Source organism: Bacillus fungorum (genome assembly GCF_002746455.1).
Taxonomy (GTDB): Bacteria; Bacillota; Bacilli; order Bacillales; family Bacillaceae_G; genus Bacillus_A; species Bacillus_A fungorum.
Genome location: NZ_NWUW01000019.1, coordinates 1 through 17,554 on the forward strand (window position 1 = coordinate 1; position 17,554 = coordinate 17,554).

General features: G+C 36.6%; 13 protein-coding genes, 9 tRNA genes, 2 rRNA genes and 1 pseudogene. 21 read left to right on the plus strand and 4 right to left on the minus strand.

From position 1 onward, the window contains the following. The 20 genes and pseudogenes from CO726_RS21655 to CO726_RS21750 all read left to right on the plus strand — a co-directional run. Positions 1 to 113, plus strand: a 23S ribosomal RNA gene (locus tag CO726_RS21655); the annotation flags it as partial. Between the two features lie 87 nt (positions 114 to 200). Next, positions 201 to 316 (plus strand): 5S ribosomal RNA (rrf, locus tag CO726_RS21660). Positions 317 to 325: 9 nt separating this feature from the next. Further along, positions 326 to 400, plus strand: a tRNA-Asn gene (locus CO726_RS21665). 4 nt (positions 401 to 404) lie between these two features. Further along, a tRNA-Thr gene (locus tag CO726_RS21670) sits at positions 405 to 477 on the plus strand. 22 nt (positions 478 to 499) lie between these two features. Further along, positions 500 to 574, plus strand: a tRNA-Glu gene (locus CO726_RS21675). A 5-nt stretch (positions 575 to 579) separates the two neighbouring features. Further along, positions 580 to 655 (plus strand) — tRNA-Val (locus tag CO726_RS21680). Between the two features lie 17 nt (positions 656 to 672). Continuing rightward, a tRNA-Tyr gene (locus tag CO726_RS21685) sits at positions 673 to 756 on the plus strand. A 65-nt stretch (positions 757 to 821) separates the two neighbouring features. Then, positions 822 to 896, plus strand: a tRNA-Gln gene (locus tag CO726_RS21690). Between the two features lie 5 nt (positions 897 to 901). Beyond that, positions 902 to 977 (plus strand) — tRNA-Lys (locus CO726_RS21695). A 5-nt stretch (positions 978 to 982) separates the two neighbouring features. Further along, positions 983 to 1,054 (plus strand) — tRNA-Gly (locus tag CO726_RS21700). A 10-nt stretch (positions 1,055 to 1,064) separates the two neighbouring features. Beyond that, positions 1,065 to 1,137 (plus strand) — tRNA-Ala (locus CO726_RS21705). Positions 1,138 to 1,251: 114 nt separating this feature from the next. Further along, entirely contained in the window at positions 1,252 to 2,397 is a 1,146-nt protein-coding gene (locus tag CO726_RS21710) for a glycerate kinase (RefSeq protein WP_136699806.1), read from the plus strand. Positions 2,398 to 2,606: 209 nt separating this feature from the next. Further along, positions 2,607 to 3,500 (plus strand): arginase, encoded by an 894-nt coding sequence (gene rocF / locus CO726_RS21715; protein ID WP_099685653.1) that lies wholly within the window; start codon positions 2,607 to 2,609, stop codon positions 3,498 to 3,500. Between the two features lie 248 nt (positions 3,501 to 3,748). Further along, the gene (gene cdaA, locus CO726_RS21720) at positions 3,749 to 4,570 is read left to right on the plus strand and encodes a diadenylate cyclase CdaA (RefSeq protein WP_098760785.1); all 822 of its coding nucleotides are present in this window, start codon (positions 3,749 to 3,751) and stop codon (positions 4,568 to 4,570) included. After that, positions 4,563 to 6,038 (plus strand): CdaR family protein, encoded by a 1,476-nt coding sequence (locus CO726_RS21725; protein ID WP_099685654.1) that lies wholly within the window; start codon positions 4,563 to 4,565, stop codon positions 6,036 to 6,038. Before cdaA ends, CO726_RS21725 begins: the two co-directional genes overlap by 8 nt. After that, positions 6,031 to 7,377 (plus strand): phosphoglucosamine mutase, encoded by a 1,347-nt coding sequence (gene glmM / locus CO726_RS21730; protein WP_099685655.1) that lies wholly within the window; start codon positions 6,031 to 6,033, stop codon positions 7,375 to 7,377. The genes CO726_RS21725 and glmM overlap by 8 nt, the downstream gene beginning before the upstream one ends. 287 nt (positions 7,378 to 7,664) lie before the next feature. Then, positions 7,665 to 7,850 (plus strand): hypothetical protein, encoded by a 186-nt coding sequence (locus CO726_RS21735; protein ID WP_001208183.1) that lies wholly within the window; start codon positions 7,665 to 7,667, stop codon positions 7,848 to 7,850. A 12-nt stretch (positions 7,851 to 7,862) separates the two neighbouring features. Then, complete coding sequence (gene glmS / locus CO726_RS21740) at positions 7,863 to 9,665, plus strand: glutamine--fructose-6-phosphate transaminase (isomerizing) (RefSeq protein WP_099685656.1); 1,803 nt, start codon at positions 7,863 to 7,865, stop codon at positions 9,663 to 9,665. A 279-nt stretch (positions 9,666 to 9,944) separates the two neighbouring features. Further along, positions 9,945 to 11,901: pseudogene (locus CO726_RS21745) on the plus strand (S9 family peptidase). A 118-nt stretch (positions 11,902 to 12,019) separates the two neighbouring features. Further along, complete coding sequence (locus CO726_RS21750; RefSeq protein ID WP_099685657.1) at positions 12,020 to 12,586, plus strand: DUF4256 domain-containing protein; 567 nt, start codon at positions 12,020 to 12,022, stop codon at positions 12,584 to 12,586. A gap of 71 nt (positions 12,587 to 12,657) precedes the next feature. Here the strand turns inward: CO726_RS21750 and CO726_RS21755 are convergent, their stop codons facing one another. The 4 genes from CO726_RS21755 to CO726_RS21770 all read right to left on the minus strand — a co-directional run bounded on the left by CO726_RS21755 (position 12,658) and on the right by CO726_RS21770 (position 16,241). Then, positions 12,658 to 13,164 (minus strand): DoxX family membrane protein, encoded by a 507-nt coding sequence (locus tag CO726_RS21755; RefSeq protein ID WP_099685658.1) that lies wholly within the window; start codon positions 13,162 to 13,164, stop codon positions 12,658 to 12,660. Between the two features lie 241 nt (positions 13,165 to 13,405). Next, the gene (locus CO726_RS21760) at positions 13,406 to 14,323 is read right to left on the minus strand and encodes a sigma factor regulator N-terminal domain-containing protein (protein ID WP_099685659.1); all 918 of its coding nucleotides are present in this window, start codon (positions 14,321 to 14,323) and stop codon (positions 13,406 to 13,408) included. Then, positions 14,323 to 14,814 (minus strand): RNA polymerase sigma factor, encoded by a 492-nt coding sequence (locus CO726_RS21765; RefSeq protein ID WP_099685660.1) that lies wholly within the window; start codon positions 14,812 to 14,814, stop codon positions 14,323 to 14,325. Before CO726_RS21765 ends, CO726_RS21760 begins: the two co-directional genes overlap by 1 nt. Before the next feature lie 140 nt (positions 14,815 to 14,954). Next, positions 14,955 to 16,241, minus strand: coding sequence for a DUF5068 domain-containing protein (locus tag CO726_RS21770; RefSeq protein ID WP_099685661.1), 1,287 nt, complete (start codon positions 16,239 to 16,241; stop codon positions 14,955 to 14,957). Positions 16,242 to 16,680: 439 nt separating this feature from the next. On the opposite strand from CO726_RS21770, the gene CO726_RS21775 reads away from it, so the two are divergent. Then, a complete protein-coding gene (locus CO726_RS21775; RefSeq protein ID WP_136699807.1) occupies positions 16,681 to 17,457 on the plus strand; it encodes an SDR family oxidoreductase in 777 nt (258 codons plus the stop codon). Positions 17,458 to 17,554: the final 97 nt, after the last annotated feature.

The following is a 17,554-nucleotide window of genomic DNA, read 5'->3' on the forward strand; positions in this document are numbered from 1 at the left end:
CCCATAGCGTAAGCTAGTAAGATCCCTGAAAGATGATCAGGTTGATAGGTTCGAGGTGGAAGCATGGTGACATGTGGAGCTGACGAATACTAATAGATCGAGGACTTAACCATATAATATGTAGCAAATGTTATCTAGTTTTGAAGGAATATATAGTTTTCTTCTTGACATTTCGAAAGAAATGTTTATAATGATAAAAGTCTGGTAATGATGGCAGAGAGGTCACACCCGTTCCCATACCGAACACGGAAGTTAAGCTCTCTAGCGCCGATGGTAGTTGGGACCTTGTCCCTGTGAGAGTAGGACGTTGCCAGGCTAATATTATTCCGCAGTAGCTCAGTGGTAGAGCTATCGGCTGTTAACCGATCGGTCGTAGGTTCGAGTCCTACCTGCGGAGCCATTATGCTTCCATAGCTCAGCTGGTAGAGCACTTCCATGGTAAGGAAGAGGTCACCGGTTCAAGCCCGGTTGGAAGCTTGGGAAGAGTTTTAAAATTTTTGGCCCGTTGGTCAAGTGGTTAAGACACCGCCCTTTCACGGCGGTAACACGGGTTCGAATCCCGTACGGGTCACCACTTTTGGAGGATTAGCTCAGCTGGGAGAGCACCTGCCTTACAAGCAGGGGGTCGGCGGTTCGATCCCGTCATCCTCCACCATATATGCTTTAAATGTCGGAGGGGTAGCGAAGTGGCTAAACGCGGCGGACTGTAAATCCGCTCCTTCGGGTTCGGCAGTTCGAATCTGCCCCCCTCCACCATTTTCTTTAAAATAACCTGAGAGGGTTTATTTTTTTGAAAAGATAACCATACTAGTAAATATTAATGGGCTATAGCCAAGCGGTAAGGCAACGGACTTTGACTCCGTCATGCGCTGGTTCGAATCCAGCTAGCCCAGCCATTTACGAGCCATTAGCTCAGTTGGTAGAGCATCTGACTTTTAATCAGAGGGTCGAAGGTTCGAGTCCTTCATGGCTCACCATTTTCGCGGAAGTAGTTCAGTGGTAGAATACAACCTTGCCAAGGTTGGGGTCGCGGGTTCGAATCCCGTCTTCCGCTTAATTACTAAGGGGCCTTAGCTCAGCTGGGAGAGCGCCTGCCTTGCACGCAGGAGGTCAGCGGTTCGATCCCGCTAGGCTCCATCTAATAGAGGAAGCTTACATCATATGATGTAAGCTTTTTTTGTATTTAAAAGACAACTTTCATGTTTGTCATTTAAAATGGAGAAAACGTGAAAATAAAGGATGGGGATAATTATGAAAGTTGTTATTGCATCTGATTCATATAAAGAAAGTTTAAAAGCTATAGAAGTATGTGAAGCTATTGAAAGAGGTTTTGGAGCAATTTTCCCTAAAGCAGAGTATGTAAAAGTACCAATTGGAGATGGAGGTGAAGGAACCGTTGATTCCCTTGTTGATGCTACAGGAGGTAGAATTATATCAATTCATGCGACAGGACCGCTTAGAGAGAGCGTACAAGCCTTTTACGGTATGTCTAAAGATAAAAAAACAGCGTTTATTGAAATGGCAGCAGCATCAGGATTACAACATGTTCCAGTTAAAAAGCGAAACCCACTTATTACAACGACTAAAGGAACAGGAGAACTTATATTACATGCGCTAGACGAAGGAGCTGAGCACATTATTTTAGGACTTGGAGGAAGTGCTACAAATGATGGTGGAGCAGGTATGTTATCAGCTTTAGGAGTCAGGTTCATAAATCAAGAAGGGGAAGTAATAGAGCCATCTGGAGGAACGTTACATTCGATTGTAGCTATTGATTTTTCGCGAATGGACTCACGCTTAACGCATATAAAGATAGAAGCAGCATGTGATGTAGATAATCCGTTAGTAGGAATAAGGGGAGCATCTTTCGTATTTGGGCGGCAAAAGGGTGCGGATGCAGAGATGATGAAAGAGCTGGATGAGAATTTAAAGCATTATGCGCATATCCTTAAACAATACGTATCTTGCGACGTATCTAAAATACCTGGTGCAGGAGCAGCTGGAGGTATGGGAGCAGCTGTTATTGCAGTGTTAAAGGGAAACTTGCGAAGAGGAATTGAAATTGTATTAGATTATACAAATTTTGATAAGCATATAGAAGGTGCAGATTTAATTATAACTGGCGAGGGGAGAATAGATGAACAAACAGCATATGGAAAGGCCCCTGTAGGTGTTGCGGAGCGTGCAAAGTATTTTCATATTCCTGTCATTGCTATTGGAGGATCTGTATCTCCGAATTATCCCGCTGTTCATGAAAAAGGAATTGATGCAGTATTTAGTATTACAGCAAGTCCGATGACATTAGAAGAGGCATATAAAGTTGCAGCAGAGAATATCGAAATGACAGCAAAGAATATTGCAGCAGTTTGGAAAATAGCATCAGAAAAACACTTCTAAATGTAGGAGTGTTTTTTATTATTATCTAATAATAATGATAACAGTTGTTTCATTAGGTTAACTTTATACATAGAACAGTCTTAATATTTTGGTTTTGAAGCGAATATAAGTGAATAATTTGTATATCCATACAGAAAAATGTCGAGTTGAGTCAGACTATATAAAAGATTTAAAATATTTAGTGAAGGCACAAAAGGGGGATACTATCTATGAAAAAAGAAATTTCAGTTATTGGAGTTCCAATGGATTTAGGGCAGATGCGTCGTGGAGTTGATATGGGACCGAGCGCGATCCGTTATGCAGGCGTAATTGAAAGAATTGAAGAAATTGGATATGACGTTAAAGATATGGGAGATATATGTATAGAGAGAGAAAAAGAAGTAGATGTAAATACAAGCTTAAGAAACCTTACACAAGTTGCAAATGTATGTAACGAGTTAGCGAGTAAGGTAGATCATATTATAGAAGAAGGTCGTTTTCCACTTGTATTAGGTGGTGACCATAGTATTGCTATCGGTACACTAGCTGGTGTAGCGAAACATTATAAAAATTTAGGTGTTATTTGGTATGATGCACATGGTGATTTAAATACAGAAGAAACTTCACCATCTGGAAATATTCATGGTATGTCACTTGCAGCAAGTTTAGGGTATGGACATCCCACGCTTGTAGATTTATACGGGGCATATCCAAAGGTGAAAAAAGAGAACGTTGTAATTATCGGTGCACGTGCATTAGATGAAGGAGAAAAAGACTTTATTCGCAATGAAGGTATTAAAGTATTCTCAATGCACGAGATTGATCGTATGGGTATGACGGCTGTTATGGAAGAAACGATCGCGTATTTATCTCATACTGATGGTGTGCATTTATCATTAGATTTAGATGGTCTTGATCCTCATGATGCACCAGGAGTTGGAACGCCTGTAATTGGTGGCCTATCTTATCGTGAAAGCCATTTAGCAATGGAAATGTTAGCGGAAGCTGATATTGTTACATCTGCTGAGTTTGTTGAGGTAAATACGATTTTAGATGAGCGAAATAGAACGGCAACAACAGCGGTTGCTTTAATGGGTTCTTTATTCGGTGAAAAACTAAAATAAATGTAAGAAAAGCAACTGAGAAGTTGCTTTTTTTATTTGAAAATAGGCGTATAATAATGATTTATATTATACTGTACGATAAGAATGTTTGACATCTTACCAATTTAGGCTAAAGGGGGGTGTTTGTAATTGTTGTTTGTTTCATGTATGGTATAATTAACTAGTTGTTGGAAATACATACAGATAGAGCATAAAACAATATTTCAATATATGGATAGAATTGCTCGTAAGTAGGAGGAAGGGTTAGCATGCCTTTTGAAGATACGACCATTTTGAAATATCTTAGTACGGTATTAGATATTGCCGTTGTATGGTTTATTATATATAAGCTAATTCTCATAATCCGAGGGACGAAAGCTGTTCAACTTTTAAAAGGAATTACAGTTATTATTGTCGTTCGGATGATTAGTATTTTCCTTGAATTGCGTACGCTATATTGGCTAACTGAACAAGTATTAACGTGGGGATTTTTAGCCGTTATTATTATCTTTCAGCCAGAATTGCGAAGAGCACTTGAGCAGCTAGGGCGCGGGAGTTTATTTTCGCGTACTGGAACTCATGAGGATGATGAGCCTGAAATGGTTGCAACAGCGATAGCGAAAGCAACGGAATATATGGGGAAACGTAGAATTGGTGCATTAATTACTTTGTCAAAAGAGACCGGTATGGGTGATTATGTGGAAACGGGTATTCCGCTAAATGCAAACGTATCATCGGAATTACTCATTAATATTTTCATTCCAAACACACCTCTTCACGATGGAGCAGTAATTATGCAAGGAAGTACCATTAAAGCAGCAGCTTGCTATCTTCCGTTGTCGGAAAGTCCATTTATCTCTAAGGAGTTAGGAACTAGGCATCGCGCTGCAATGGGGGTTAGTGAAGTTACTGATAGTATTACAGTAGTTGTGTCGGAAGAAACAGGCCAAATTTCTTTAACAAAAAATGGTAAGTTGCATCGTGATTTGAAGACAGAACAACTAAAAGATATGTTGCTAGCTGAATTTAGTGCGAACGAAAAAACGACTTCTTCGTCTTTATGGAATTGGAGGAGAAAGCGTCATGGATAAGTTAATGGAGAATCATTGGTTTTTAAAGGGGATCTCATTACTATTGGCGTGTATGCTTTTTATGTCAGCGACTTTAACTGAAAAAAATACGACATCGGGGATACTACCTTTTGCAAATGATGCGAAAGAAACATTAACTAATTATGCTATTAACGTTAAGTATGATGAAGAGAAATATATTGTAAGTGGTATTCCGGCAGAGGGCGTCAAGGTGAAGTTAGAGGGCCCAAAAGCAGCAGTTGCTACAGCAAAAGCAAAAAAACAATTTGATATACCGGTTGATTTGAGAGATAGCGAAAAAGGAACTTATGAAGTTTCTTTGAAAACGAACGGACTTCCAGATGATGTGAAAGGAACAGTTCAGCCATCAACAATTAAAATTACTCTTCATGAAAAAGCGAGAAAATATGTTCATGTAGACTTGAAATTATCAAATGAGGATCAGATGCCAGCGGGTGCTACCCTCGAAAAATCAAACATTAAACCTGATACGGTTGAGGTAGTTGGGACGAAAGAAGAAATTGAAAGTATTTCATCTGCTAAGGCGTATATCGATTTAAAAGGTGTTAATAAAACTGTTACAAAAACACCTGAAGTTACATTATACAATAAAGAAGGAAAACGTTTAAATGTAAGAACAAGTCCATCTAAAATTAGTGTAACGTTGAATGTGGCGACGCAAGCTACGGCCAATAATACTGAAAAAACTGTGCCTGTAACGTATACGAAGAAGGGGAGTTTACCAGAAGGATTGGCCGTTACAAATATTAGCGTTGAGCCGAGAGAAGTAACGATAGCAGGTCCAAAAGATATATTGGATAATATACAATCGATAGAGGGGGTCGAAGTAGATCTTAGTCAATTGACAGAGTCTACAACATTCGATACCTCTGTTTTATTGCCAAAGGGTGTAACAAGTGCGAAACCGAATCAAGTAAAGGTTTCCGTAGGCGTGCAAAAAGCAAAACAAACGAAAACAAGAACGATTGATGGTATATCAATTCAAAAAAATGGACTTTCTAAAGATGTTACGGCTCAGCTACTCTCACCGCAAGATGGGAAGATAAGCGTTGATATTTCAGGAGAAACAAGTATAGTAGATAAAATAACAGCTGCTCAAATAACAGCATCGATTAATCTGCAAAATGTATCTCCGGGGACGAAGGATGTTTCTATTCAAGTGAGCGGTCCTGGTAATATTTCAATAGAGCCAAAACAAAAAAGTGCTAAAGTCACAATTGTGAAGAAAGAAAATCCAGATAAAGAAGTACAGGGTAACGGTGAAAAACCAGATTCAAATAATAACCAAGATAACCAAACTGAACAACCAAAAAATCCTGAACCTCAACCTAAGCCTGACCCGGAAAAGGAACAGGAACAAAATAAAGATAAACAAAAAGAAACTAGTCAAGAGCCAACAGTAGATAATCAAAAAGAGCCAGAAAAAGGAGCGAATCATAATGGGTAAATATTTTGGTACAGATGGAGTACGCGGGGTTGCGAACCAGGAGTTAACACCTGAATTAGCGTTCAAAATTGGACGCTTTGGTGGTTATGTATTAACAAAAGATACAGATCGTCCAAAAGTAATTATCGGCCGTGATACACGTATATCAGGACATATGTTAGAAGGTGCTTTAGTAGCAGGTCTATTATCAACTGGAGCAGAAGTAATGCGCCTTGGTGTTATTTCTACACCAGGTGTTGCTTATTTAACAAAAGCGTTAGATGCACAAGCAGGTGTTATGATTTCTGCATCTCATAATCCGGTACAAGATAACGGAATTAAATTCTTCGGTTCAGATGGTTTTAAATTAACAGATGAGCAAGAAGCAGAAATTGAAGCTTTATTAGACAAAGAAGTTGATGAATTACCACGTCCAACAGGTACTAATCTTGGACAAGTGAGTGATTATTTTGAAGGTGGACAAAAATATTTACAATACATTAAACAAACTGTAGAGGAAGATTTCTCTGGTTTACATATCGCTTTAGATTGTGCGCATGGTGCTACGTCTTCTTTAGCTCCGTACTTATTTGCTGATTTAGAAGCTGATATTTCAACAATGGGAACTTCACCAAACGGTATGAACATTAACGATGGAGTAGGTTCTACACATCCAGAAGTATTAGCTGAATTAGTAAAAGAAAAAGGTGCTGATATCGGTCTTGCTTTTGATGGTGATGGTGACCGTTTAATCGCTGTAGATGAAAAAGGAAACATCGTTGATGGCGATCAAATTATGTTTATTTGTGCAAAGTACATGAAAGAAACTGGTCAACTAAAGCACAATACAGTTGTGTCAACAGTTATGAGTAACTTAGGTTTCTATAAAGCGCTTGAAGCTAATGGTATTACAAGTGATAAAACAGCAGTTGGTGATCGCTACGTAATGGAAGAGATGAAGCATGGTGGATATAACCTAGGCGGAGAACAATCAGGTCACATTATCTTACTTGATTACATTACAACTGGTGATGGAATGTTAAGTGCACTTCAACTTGTAAACATCATGAAAATGACGAAAAAACCATTATCTGAGCTTGCAGGAGAAATGACAAAATTCCCGCAATTACTAGTAAACGTTCGTGTAACAGATAAAAAACTAGCATTAGAAAACGAAAAAATTAAAGAAATTATTCGTGTTGTAGAGGAAGAAATGAACGGTGATGGCCGCATTCTTGTTCGTCCATCTGGAACAGAACCACTTATTCGTGTAATGGCAGAAGCACCAACACAAGAAGTTTGTGATGCATATGTACATCGCATTGTAGAAGTTGTGAAAGCGGAAGTTGGCGCTGAATAATTTGATAAATTTATTGAAAAAGGAGCACAAGAAGTGCTCCTTTTTCATATGTTTTATAGACAATGAAAAAAATTTCATTGACGGTTTATCCATGTTTGTTATAAGATGGTCTTGTTCTTTTTCTCAAAGGAAATATTGTAAATTATAGAAGCGCCAGAACTACAAGTAGTGTAGTTGACGAGGTGGGGTTTATCGAGATTTCGGCGGATGACTCCCGGTTGTTCATCACAACCGCAAGCTTTTACTTAAATCATTAAGGTGACTTAGTGGACAAAGGTGAAAGTGTGATGAGAGAAAAGGAACGGATACAAACTAGCTGTATAAGTATATACGGACTTAAACCCAATCGAGAGGAAGGTGAAAGCCGTTACAAGCTTACAGGGCTAGCAATATGTAATCCGTTTTTTAGTATAAATAAAAATGGTATCGGACTATGTCGTTACATGTTCGCAGAGCAGTGTAAGCATTTGTAACGGCGACTAAACATGTGTGGAATCGTAGGATTTATTGGAGAGCAAGATGCAAAGGAAATTTTATTAAAAGGTTTAGAAAAGCTAGAATATCGTGGATATGATTCAGCAGGTATTGCAGTACAAGCAGAGAACGGTGTTGTTGTATACAAAGAAAAAGGCCGTATTGCAAAACTTCGTGAAATCGTAGATGAGAACGTAGCAGCAAGCGTGGGAATCGGTCACACACGCTGGGCTACACATGGTGTTCCGAGCAAAGTAAACGCGCATCCGCATCAAAGTACATCAAAACGTTTTACACTAGTTCATAACGGTGTGATTGAAAACTATGAGTTAGTGAAAAAGGAATATTTACAAGATGTAACGTTCATAAGTGAAACGGATACAGAGGTTATCGTACAGCTTATGGAACAACAAGTGAGCACAGGACTAAGTGTAGAAGAAGCGTTCCGTAATACGCTATCTCTTTTACATGGCTCTTATGCAATCGGATTACTTGATGCTGAAAATCCAAACATGATTTATGTTGCTAAAAACAAAAGCCCGCTATTAGTAGGTGTTGGTGACAACTTTAATGTTGTGGCGAGCGACGCTATGGCGATGTTACAAGTTACAGATCAATTTATTGAATTAATGGATAAAGAAATCGTAATTGTAACGAAAGAAAGTATTACAATTAAAAACTTACAAGGTGAAACGATTGAACGTGCACCGTTTACAGCGGAATTAGACGCAAGTGATATTGAAAAAGGAACATACCCTCATTTCATGCTTAAAGAAATCGATGAGCAACCACTTGTAATCCGTAATATCATTCAAAAGTATCAAGATGAAAATGGCGAGATTGAATTAGATCAAGACATCCGCAATGCGATTTTAGATAGCGATCGTATTTACATCATTGCATGTGGAACAAGTTATCATGCGGGTCTTGTTGGAAAACAATTTATCGAGAAATTTGCAAAAATGCCAGTTGAAGTGCATGTAGCAAGTGAATTCTCTTATAACATGCCATTATTAACAGAAAGACCATTCTTCATTTACATTTCACAAAGTGGTGAAACAGCTGATAGCCGTGCAGTACTTGTACAAACAAATGAAATGGGTCATAAAGCATTAACGATTACAAACGTACCTGGTTCTACACTTTCTCGTGAAGCTGATTATACACTTCCGTTATACGCGGGACCAGAAATCGCAGTTGCATCAACGAAAGCTTACACAGCTCAACTTGCAGTACTTTCAATTTTAGCTGCGGACATTGCTAAAGCGAAAGGTGAAGTTCTTGATTTCGATTTAACACACGAATTAGGACTTGTAGCAAATGCAATGGTAGAACTTTGTGATCAAAAAGAAGAAATGGACGCGTTAGCAAAACAATTTTTAGCAACAACTCGTAACTGTTTCTTCATCGGACGTAGCGTAGACTTCTACGTAGGATTAGAAGGTGCGTTAAAGCTAAAAGAAATTTCTTACATCCAAGCAGAAGGATTTGCTGGAGGAGAATTAAAACACGGTACAATTGCTTTAATCGAAAACGGTACACCAGTTATCGCACTTGCTACACAAGAGCACGTAAACCTTGGAATTCGTGGTAACGTGAAAGAAGTAGTAGCACGCGGAGCTAACCCATGTATCATCTCAATGAAAGGCTTAGAAATGGAAGGGGACAGCTTCGTATTACCAGCTGTACACGAAGCGCTAGCACCGCTAGTAGCCGTTATTCCATTACAACTTATCTCATACTACGCAGCACTTCACCGCGAGTGTGACGTTGATAAGCCACGTAACTTAGCTAAGTCTGTTACGGTTGAGTAGGAGATTGGTAGGTTAATAAATATAGTTGTAGCTTTAAAATAAATTTATGAATTTGTACCCTTTTAGATGTTTTATCTAAAGGGGTATTTTTGTGTCAAAAAAGAACATTTAAAATTGATAAGTAGACAGAATCCCACTAAGTAAAGTTTTATTTTATCGGATTTGGAATAGAACTACTTTTATTTATCTGAATTTTCCGTTATTATTTTAAGTATTCGTGAACAATTCTTTTCATTATGAAAAGAAGAGACGATACATGAACATTACGAGGGGGTATAAATGAAAATGAATGAAAAAACATATTTAAGTATAGAAGAGATTATTTCATTACCAACCTTATCAAGTACCAATATAAGCGATGATGGCAAAAATGTAGCATTTGTTAAGAGGACAGCTAACTGGAAAGACAATACATATAGAAATTATGTATGGATATATGAAAAAGGTAAAGGGCAGAGTTATCCATTAACAAATGGGGATATAGATAGTACATGCCCGTTATGGTCTCCAAATTCTAGGGATATTGCATACCTTAGCCCTGTTGGTAATGGGGGAAATCAAATCTTTGTTAAGTCATTAGATGGTTATGGTGGGGTGCAAATTACTAATGAGGAAGAAGGGATCAGTACATTCAAATGGGATCCTACCGGTAAAGGTTTTTATTATATTACACAGTCAAAAGAATGTGAGGAAATAAAGAAACGTAAGGAGCTATATGGGGATTTTCAACATGTAGGTAAGGAACATCAGAATAATTGTTTATGCTACATTGAAATAGAAAAAATGATACAAAATGATAAAGGGGAACGAGAGATTAACGGTGTTTATCAATTAACTGATGGTAAGGATTTTTATATACATAACTTTGATATTTCAAATGATGGGACAAAGGTTGTATGTATGGCTACACCAAGCCTAAACGATCATATAAACGGTGATCTATATATATTAGATGTTGAAGCTGAGGAACTGCAAAAGATGAATGTAGATAGGTTGTTGGGCGGGAGCGTTTGCTTTTCTCCTGAGGGCAACAAAATATGTTACTCAGCAAGCATAAGAGAGAAGGATTACTATAGAAATCATATACAAGAGAGTACATTAGAGATATGTGATATGAATACTGGAGAGGTACTTCAGCCTCTAACAAACTTTGATAGTACAGTTATGCCATTACAGTGGACAGCTAAAGGGATTTTAATTAGATGGCAGGATAAAACGAATTACCTTATTGGTGTGCTAGCTGAAGATGGCACTGTAGAAACATTAAGCGAAAAAGTAGATGGATTTATAATGGATGCCTCTATAACAAGAGATGGAAATCATATAATATAATAAAGCTATAACAAATGAAACCTTTGAAATCTATTTAGACGATAAAAAAATAACGGATGAAAATAGCTTTTTCAAAGATAAGCTTAAAAGTAATAGGGAAATCATCTCATGGAAAAATAGTGATGGGCTGGAAATAGAAGGTGTTTTATCAACACCAGTAGAGTTTGATACAAATAAAAAATATCCTTTATTAGTAGTAATTCACGGAGGTCCGGCTTGGGCATCCTTTCCGATATTTTCAGACTGCTTCAATGAGAAATATCCGATTGAACAGTTTGTTGAAAAAGGCTTTATCGTTTTAGAACCAAACTACAGGGGAAGTTCTGGTTATGGTAATGAATTTTTAAAAGAAAACTATAGAAAACAGGGAATTGCTGACTACGATGATGTTATTTCTGGAGTGGATAAACTAGTTGATCAAGGGAATGTAGATAAAGATAGAGTAGGAGTTATGGGATGGAGTAACGGAGGATATATATCAGCTTTCTGTTCTACATTTAGTAGTAGATTTAAAGCTATTTCAGTTGGGGGCGGAATTGCTAACTGGAGTACCCATTATGTAAATACAGATATCCCTTACTTTATTAGGATGCATTTAGGAAATACTCCATGGAATGATCCAAAGATATATAGGAAAACATCACCAATGACATATATTAAATCAGCCTGTACGCCTACCTTAATTCAACATGGAGAAAAGGATGCAAGAATTCCAATTACAAATGCATATGAGCTATATGAAGGATTAATGGATATGGAAGTTGATACAGAATTAATGATATTTAAAGGAATGGCATATAGTCCCGATCAGCCGGGAATGAATGTGGCTATTATGAAGCAGAACTTGATGTGGTTTTCACATTATATTCTTGGAGAAAGTATGGAGGGTTTTAGTACTATATAATGGATATCCGCACAGGGATTATTCGTTGTGCAATTGGGCCAGATTGTTGTAAACTGCATTTAAACCATTATTGAGAAGATTTAAGTGGTTATAAAGAAACGTAATTCGGAGGACGAATATGACAGAGAATAAAAATGAGTTATCTGTAGAACAACGTGAAGAACTATTAAAAGTATTACAAGCACGTTTTGAGAAAAACATGAACCGCCATGAAGGTCTTGAATGGGCTAAAGTTGAAGCGAAGCTAGCTACTAATAATGAAAAATTGTGGTCAATTAATGAAATGGAAGTAACTGGCGGTGAGCCGGATGTTGTTGGTTATGATGAAGAGAAGGACGAATATACTTTCTATGATTGTTCAAAGGAGAGTCCTAAAGGCCGCAGAAGTCTTTGTTATGATCTTGAAGCGTTAGAATCAAGAAAAAAACATAAGCCAGAAAATAACGTTATTGATGTTGCAAATGCTATGGGCATTGAACTATTAACGGAAGAACAATATCGGGAATTGCAAAAATTTGGGGATTTTGATATGAAATCATCAAGCTGGGTACAAACACCTTCAGATATTCGAGAACTCGGTGGTGCTCTATTTTGCGATTATCGCTTCGGACACGTTTTCGTGTATCACAATGGGGCAGACTCTTATTATGCTGCCAGAGGTTTTCGGGGATCGTTAAGAGTTTAAATTGAGAGTAAATAAAAAAGAGCCTATACTCAGGCTTTTTTTCTTATTTATATTTTAAAAGTAAACTGTTACTACGCAGTTTTACTTAATTTATAAGTTTCATGGTTATTTTTACGGAAAAGTTTAGGGAAAACATAACCATCTAATCCAATACGTCCAGCTTTCTGCCCTGCAACTAAAATGAACATAGTCAAAATAAGCAGGTTTGGGTTTACACTAACAGTTCCGCTTAATAAAAATGAAAGATTCATTATGATTCCGAAAAATGCAGCTGTTTTTGTTAATCCGCCTAAAATCAAACCTAGCCCTACTAAAATTTCTCCCCATTGAACTAAAAAGCTAAATAAGTCTGCGTGTGGAAGAACAAAATGTTGAAGAAAATCTGCCCACCAACTTTGTACTGCAGGGTGGTCACCTGATGCTTGAGCAATAGCACCCTTTAGAAAACCACTTGCATCAAAAGATTGTCCGAAAACTTTGCCTATTCCAGCAGCGAGCCATGTATATCCTATGTAAAGTCGTAAAAATAATAATATGAAAGTAGCACGTTTATCAGTTCTTAAAAAATTGATAACCATTGAAATCCCTCCAATATTGTATTTACAAGTTTATTATATATCCATTGTGAAAAAAATTCACAATGGATATAATGTGAACAAATTTATGATTTTTTATTTATAAAATTGCACATAAAATATTGTGAAGTTTATTTTTGAAAATTAAGCAATAAATGAGAGATGGGAGCTATCTATTGTAGCGGATAGCTCCCGTAGTAAACAGGTTTATGTGTGTTCTTTAAGTTCATCTGGGCGTTCCTTATTATTTCTCTGGTTTTATATAAGGAACAATTTGTGCAGTAACCCCTACAGAAGCACCGCGAATAAAGTCTTGGTTTTCTAATACCTTAAAGTTTTCTGTTTTTCCTGTTAGCATAACACCTAAAATTTTCACTTGATCGAATGGTTTGCCCTTGTTTGATTTTAAAAACTTCTGGATATCTTTGTCATGTCCATCGTCATCGTATTGGTTAAGTGAATCAATGAACTCTTTGTATGCTTCTTCAGGAGACTTATCTGGATTGAATCCGTAAACAGGCATACCAGAAGGTCCTTTGCTTTCATCTCCAATTGGTGAGGTCATATATAACCATACAATGTTTAAGTTGTCTGGAATTTTTTCTTTAATTTCTTGTAGTGTGTAGGGCTGATTGAAAGAGATAGCAACTTCGGCAACATAGTTGTTCATTTGTGAAACTTCCCCTAATTCATTTTGGACACCATCAAAATAGTCCTTAATAGCGGGATTATAAAATGTTGCAAATTTATTCTTTGTTTGTTTATCATACTCATAAAACTCTGTATTGGACCTGGACCAATAAAAACCAGGCGTTAATTCATTGGAATCGATATTGATACGGATCCAACCATAGGAGCTTGTTAATTTGTTCCATGGGACAATATAACCATTAATATTTTTGGAACGATTTGATGTAATATTGCCGCCAAACATAGATGAATTACTCGTTACTTGAGAATCAATTTGTACATTCGGTTCTGCAATTGCATTATGTAAAAATAGTTGTTCGTGAAGTTTCGTAGAACTTTTCGCTGCGAAGTAATTCCCCACTTTATAAATGATAGGGATAAGTATGATGACAACGATAATAGAAGTAATGATGATTTTAAGTAACTGTTTCCTTTTAGCTTTTTTTAATGCATTTTTTAAAGAAGTATCCATTAAGGTTTTCCCCCTACTGTAGAATGAATGGTTTTACGTGCGCGATGTAACTTTTGTTTGACGCTGTTTACTCGAATATCTAGTATTAGTGCGATTTCTTCGTATGTAAAATCATAATAATACTTTAAAAAGAAGGCTTCTTTGCATTCTAGTTTTATATCTTTTAATAGATAGAAAATCTCATCTTTATTTAAAACAGTATCCAATTCCCGGTCTGTATATTGTAATTTTGAATAAATCTCTTCAGTTAAATAGATGTTCTGTTGCTCCTTTTTCCTCTTCAAGTCAATGTATTCATTTAATGCAACTCTGAAAAACCATGGACGTATGTTATCCTCGGTTAAGCTATCTAGCAATGTGTATACTTTATAGAAAGTATTTTGGATGATGTCTTCTGCATCTTCTTTGATAGCTCCTTTCGCTAGTAGTAGTTTGAACACTTCCTCCCCTACATTGATAAGATAGGAGGTCAATATATTTTCTTTTCCCATCAGTTTTCCTCCCTACACTTATACAACGAATAGGTAATAGTGAATGTATACACTTAAATTAAAGTTTTGTTCTTGATACAAATAAAAAAGGCATATAACAATCATATGTTATATGCCTTTTCTATTATATATGTAGTAATTTATTTAGGTAATGTAAATTTAGCTTTTTTACCTTGTGAAATATCTTTAGCTTCTTTATTTCTCATAGGTCCTAACTCAATCTCAAAGCTTTTGTCTTTCCAAATCTTTTCATACTGCTCTTGATCTAAAATAAATACTTGTAGTAATTCTCCAGATGTTCCCGTTTTGACTGAAGCGTTATAGTCGTAATTTAGTAGCATACCTTCATTAATCGTATATTGTGTACCATCATTCACTCTCAATGTAGAGCTTATAGGAGATAGTGAAACGTCTTGAGTATCTTTGTTATCAAGCTTGAATTTCACCGTTAATAGAACAATACCGTTTTTGAAATTTGCAAAGCGCGGTGCTTCGACGGAATTTGGTGTGAATTGAGTAAATTGGTATCCATCTAATGTAACATTAACAGCGCCTAATTCTTGGCTGTTATTAATACTTGATTTCTCTTTTAACATTTTTTTATCGCCCATGTTATTAGCTGTAGCTTTATCTTGGTAGAAAGTTTTATCTGTTGCAACCTTTTCAGTACCTTGTTTATTTAAACTTAATGAAAAGCTTCCAGGGCTTCCGATTGGAGCATCGAATTTTCCTTTATTAGCTTGTGCAGTTGGGACTGTGACTGAGACTGTTGAGAGACTTGAAATTTTCGTTAGATCATCTTTTCCGAATGGATACGCGATATAACCAGAAATGGTTTCCCCTGCTTTTACTAAGTAATCATTCGTTGGAGCAAGCTTAGTTGGTAGCTGATCTTCTTTTGGAATTAAGTCTTTATAGTTACTATATACTTTCTGCGCACCAGTAAACGATATGTCCAATGCTGGCATATAATAAATATCTTTAGCTGAACTATTTTTGACGCTATAGTTCACAAGAATGACTCCGCCCTCTGTTTGACGGTTAAATGGAATGTTAAAGTCCGTATGGAATCCATTTAATTCAACTAATGTATAACTGTTCATCGATACTGAAATATCTTCAGCTTTATGGACTTGAGGTTCCTTATTTTTAAAAAGAACTTTTGTTTTCCCACCGGTTTCTTTTTCCATATAGGAAATCAGCTTAGAGTAGTCACTTGATCCAGTAGCTGTATTTTCAGGCTTTTTATCTTCGGATTTTTTTTCAGCAGGTTTACTTTCTTTCGTTGTATCCGTTTTTTCCGTTTTGCTTTCTTTTGTTGCATTCTCTTTTTGTTCTTTATTTGTCGTATCGCTTTGACCACAGCCGGTTATTACAAAAGCTGCTACGATTACTGCAGAAAATAAAGAAAGTATTTTTTTTGACATGTTTCTTCCCCCTATTTGTGTAAAACTAAACTCTCACATTAGCCCCACGTTTTATTATAAGAAGGCTAGTCAATATTTACCAGTATTTTTTCTGATTATTCATATTATTTTAATATCATAATATAATAAAATTAATAGAAGTTTGGAATGGAATAGTGAGTTTTATTTTTAAATCATTTGAAATATTACATCATATTGGTATGATAGAAATAGAGGTATATGGAAAGGAGACAAGGACTCAATATGTGGATGAACTTGTAATGATTAGAAATTAGATAGATGAATTTTTCTCTCATCAGTGAGGGTTTATTTAGCTATCTGTAAATCATGCAAGGACTGCATATTTGGCTTGTACATCCCCTTTGTAAGGATAGATACGTATGTGGGGAAATTTATATCTCTTATATAAAATATGCATCCTTTAAAATTGGAGGAGTATATGATGAATCAATTAAAACATAAAGTAGCAGTTGTTACAGGTGTAAGTCGTTTAGATGGTATAGGCGCAGCGATTTGTAAAGAATTAGCTGAAGCAGGATACGATATATTTTTTACATATTGGACAGCTTACGATAAAGAGATGCCTTGGGGCGTTGATCAAAGTGAACAAATACAATTAAAAGAAGCGTTGCTAAAAAACGGTGTGAAAGTATCGAGTATGGAGTTAGATTTAACTCAGAATGATGCACCGAAAGAGCTTATAAATAAAGTTACTGAACAACTAGGCTACCCTCATATATTAATTAATAATGCAGCGTATTCTACGAATAATGATTTCTCTAATTTGACTGCTGAAGATCTGGATAAGCACTACATGGTCAATGTTCGTGCGACTACATTGTTAAGTAGTCAATTTGCCCGAGGATTTGATAAGAAATCTGGTGGTAGAATTGTGAATATGACTTCGGGGCAATTTCAAGGGCCTATGGCAGGAGAATTGGCGTATGCAACAACGAAGGGAGCTATTGATGCTCTTACTAGTACGTTATCGGCGGAAGTGGCCCATTTAGGAATAACAGTGAATGCAATTAATCCAGGGCCAACTAACACAGGATGGATGAATGAAGAGATAAAGCAAGGATTAAAACCAATGTTTCCTTTTGGCAGAATTGGTGAGCCGAAGGATGCAGCAAGACTTATTAAGTTTTTAATAAGTGAAGAAGCAGAGTGGATTACTGGACAAGTTATTCATTCAGAAGGTGGATTTAAAAGATAAAGTGAAACTTTAATCAGTGGGGGTTTTGTTCATCCCCACTGATTATTAATTGAACCAATCGGGCTGTTATGGGCAGTTGATCCCCACCTAAATTCTT

Excerpts from the sequence above, each read along its gene's own strand:
- CO726_RS21710 (WP_136699806.1), top strand. The coding sequence starts at position 1,252 with ATGAAAGTTGTTATTGCATCTGATTCATATAAAGAAAGTTTAAAAGCT.
- rocF (WP_099685653.1), top strand. The coding sequence starts at position 2,607 with ATGAAAAAAGAAATTTCAGTTATTGGAGTTCCAATGGATTTAGGGCAG.
- cdaA (WP_098760785.1), top strand. The coding sequence starts at position 3,749 with ATGCCTTTTGAAGATACGACCATTTTGAAATATCTTAGTACGGTATTA.
- CO726_RS21725 (WP_099685654.1), top strand. The coding sequence starts at position 4,563 with ATGGATAAGTTAATGGAGAATCATTGGTTTTTAAAGGGGATCTCATTA.
- glmM (WP_099685655.1), top strand. The coding sequence starts at position 6,031 with ATGGGTAAATATTTTGGTACAGATGGAGTACGCGGGGTTGCGAACCAG.
- CO726_RS21735 (WP_001208183.1), top strand. The coding sequence starts at position 7,665 with ATGAGAGAAAAGGAACGGATACAAACTAGCTGTATAAGTATATACGGA.
- glmS (WP_099685656.1), top strand. The coding sequence starts at position 7,863 with ATGTGTGGAATCGTAGGATTTATTGGAGAGCAAGATGCAAAGGAAATT.
- CO726_RS21750 (WP_099685657.1), top strand. The coding sequence starts at position 12,020 with ATGACAGAGAATAAAAATGAGTTATCTGTAGAACAACGTGAAGAACTA.
- CO726_RS21755 (WP_099685658.1), bottom strand. The coding sequence starts at position 13,164 with ATGGTTATCAATTTTTTAAGAACTGATAAACGTGCTACTTTCATATTA.
- CO726_RS21760 (WP_099685659.1), bottom strand. The coding sequence starts at position 14,323 with ATGGATACTTCTTTAAAAAATGCATTAAAAAAAGCTAAAAGGAAACAG.
- CO726_RS21765 (WP_099685660.1), bottom strand. The coding sequence starts at position 14,814 with ATGGGAAAAGAAAATATATTGACCTCCTATCTTATCAATGTAGGGGAG.
- CO726_RS21770 (WP_099685661.1), bottom strand. The coding sequence starts at position 16,241 with ATGTCAAAAAAAATACTTTCTTTATTTTCTGCAGTAATCGTAGCAGCT.
- CO726_RS21775 (WP_136699807.1), top strand. The coding sequence starts at position 16,681 with ATGATGAATCAATTAAAACATAAAGTAGCAGTTGTTACAGGTGTAAGT.